The sequence below is a fragment of the Streptomyces sp. E11-3 genome (assembly GCF_046540415.1).
Lineage (GTDB): Bacteria > Actinomycetota > Actinomycetes > Streptomycetales > Streptomycetaceae > Streptomyces.
Genome location: NZ_JAZGRL010000098.1, coordinates 1 through 2,499 on the forward strand (window position 1 = coordinate 1; position 2,499 = coordinate 2,499).

At 73.5% G+C, this 2,499-nt stretch carries 4 protein-coding genes; all 4 read left to right on the top strand.

Annotation, left to right across the window (positions count from 1 at the left end):
- Nucleotides 1-597 (top strand): hypothetical protein (locus U9R90_RS35430; RefSeq protein ID WP_411061546.1); only part of this gene is annotated, 597 nt, incomplete at its 5' end.
- A gap of 40 nt (nucleotides 598-637) precedes the next feature.
- Complete coding sequence (locus tag U9R90_RS35435) at nucleotides 638-1,288, top strand: maleylpyruvate isomerase N-terminal domain-containing protein (RefSeq protein ID WP_411061547.1); 651 nt, start codon at nucleotides 638-640, stop codon at nucleotides 1,286-1,288.
- Nucleotides 1,289-1,329: 41 nt separating this feature from the next.
- Nucleotides 1,330-1,965, top strand: coding sequence for a flavodoxin family protein (locus U9R90_RS35440; protein ID WP_411061548.1), 636 nt, complete (start codon nucleotides 1,330-1,332; stop codon nucleotides 1,963-1,965).
- A gap of 52 nt (nucleotides 1,966-2,017) precedes the next feature.
- Nucleotides 2,018-2,499, top strand: a 482-nt coding sequence (locus U9R90_RS35445) for an AMP-binding protein (RefSeq protein WP_411061549.1), incomplete at its 3' end; no start/stop codon positions are given.

Below are 2,499 nucleotides of genomic sequence, written 5' to 3' on the forward strand. Positions count from 1 at the left end.
CCCGACCGCCCCGCGACCCCGGCCACCCCCTTCACCCCTCGCCACTTCCAACTCGTCCTCCTGCGGCGCATGGCCGACCACAACCCCGGCCTCGTCGAGGACGCCCGCCGCGAACTCGGCGCCACCGTCGCCGAGATGCGCGAGGCCAACCGCCGCTGGCAGGCGATGGCCCGCTCGCCACGCCCGCGCGCCGCGGCATCCCGGTACCGCTCGATCCTCGGCCCCCCGGAGTCGACCCTCCGCCGCCGCATCGGCGACCTGGAGTGCGAGGCCCTGCTGTGGCCGGTCCCGCTCTGGCCCGACCTGCGCTTCGAGGCGCTGCTCTCCCCCGACCGCACCGTCTGGAACGAGTGGCTGATCCGCGCGCCGGGCGCCGACGGCCCCACCCTGGAGTCCGTGGCCGACCTCCGCCCCTGGTCCTGCACGGTCGACGAGGTGGCCCGTGCCTTTCCCCCGGCCCGCCCGATGGAGGGCACGGCCCCGACACGGTGGCGCCTGCTCCTCACCGCACCGGACGCCGCCACGGGGGAACAGCGCCGCTGCGTGGCGGAGTTCACGTGGGGCCTGCTGCAACGGGTGTCTTACCCGGACGAATAGCGAGTGCCCTCGCGCGCCCGCTACGGGTACGGTCCGCCCCATGTCTCCAACAGCCAAGAACGCCACGTCCCCTGTCACCGCCGACGACATCGACCACGCCGTCGGACTCTCTGTCGAGACCCTCCGCAAGGCACCCGCCACGGCCTGGGACGGCCACGCGGGCTCGCTGGAGTGGACCTGCTGGGAGACGGTCGAGCACCTGGCCCAGGCCCTGTTCTCGTACGCCACCCAACTGGGGCCCAAGACGCCCCCGCTGGACGGCAAGGTCCCCTTCGTCCGGGCGCCCCGCAGGCCCGGCAGCCCCGCGAACGCCATCCACGCCGACCGTGAGACGGGCCCCGCGGGACTGCTCCAGGTCCTGGAAGCGAGTGGCGCGCTGGTCACCGCGATGGTCCGCACGACACCACCGGAGACCCGCGCCTACCACGTCTACGGAATCTCCGACCCGGAGGGCTTCGCCGCGATGGCAGTGGTGGAAACCCTCGTCCACACCCACGACCTGGCCGAGGGCCTGGCACTCCCCTGGACCCCGCCCGCGGACCTCTGCGCCCGTGTCCTGACCCGCCTCTTCCCGGACGCCCCCACGGACACGCCCCCGTGGCCCACCCTCCTGTGGTCCACGGGCCGGGCGGACCTCCCGGGCCGCCCGCGCCCCACCAAGTGGCGCTGGCAAGGAGCCCCGAAACTCTGAGAAGGGAATCCGCGGCCCTTGACGCGCTGTTGGAGTGACACATGACGACTTCTCCCACTGCTGTTCAAGGTGACGCACAGGCACCGACCGACCGCTCCTTCCTCTTCGTCCTCGGCAGCTCGCGCCCCGACGGCAACACCGAGGCCCTCGCACGGACCGCCGCCGAGCAACTACCCCCGGATGTCCCGCAGCGGTGGGTGGACCTGGCCCAGCTGCCGCTGGCCGACTTCCAGGACGGGCGGCACGAGACCGGCGCCCGGCCTGGCGGGGAGACCGAGGAGGAGCTGCGGCAGGCCACACTGGGGGCCACCGACATCGTCATCGCCTCGCCCCTGTACTGGTACACGCTCTCCGCGCAGACCAAGCGCTACCTCGACTACTGGTCGGGCTGGCTGGCGGTGCCGGGCCTGGACTTCAAGGAGCGGATGACGGGCCGGACCCTGTGGGGCGTGACGGTCATGGCGGACCGCGACGAGGTCGTCGCCGACGCGCTGGTGACCACCCTGAACCACACGGCGGCGTACCTGGGGATGCGCTTCGGCGGGGTGCTGCTCGGCAACGGTTCCCGGCCCGGCCAGGTGCACGACGATGAGCGGGCGACGATCCGCGCCAAGACCTTCTTCCAGCGTACGGCCCCGCTCGCCCGGTTCCCGTACGAGGATGGAACCGCCCGGTGACACCCGGGTGAGCACCCTTTTCGCCGTCGTGCAGTGCAGTGAGGAGTACGTCTTGAGCTCGCCCCCTTCCCCCCTGTTCCCGGCGCTCGCCACCGGAGGCGACCGTTCGGCACTGCGCTTCGGCGAACGCTCGCTGAGCTACTCCGGACTCGCCGCCGCGGCCGGGGCGCTGGCCGCGTCGCTGGACCCGGCGCGCCGGGTCGCCGTGTGGGCGACGCCCACGCTGGAGACCGCCGTCGGCGTGGTGGCCGCGCTGCTGGCCGGGGCGCCGGCCGTACCGCTGAACCCGAAGATCGGCGAGCGGGAGCTGGCGCACATTCTGGCCGACAGCGCGCCGACGGGCGTACTCGCGGGCCCAGGCGAGGAACTCCCGGAGCCGCTGCGGGCGTTGGAGCGCCTGGATGTCGTCCTCGGCGGAGGCGGAGGCGGAGGTGTCGATGTCGGTGGCGGTGGTCCGGTCGCCCCGCTCCCCGCCGAGCCCGACCCGGCCTCCCCCGCCCTCATCGTCTACACCTCAGGCACCACCGGCCCTCC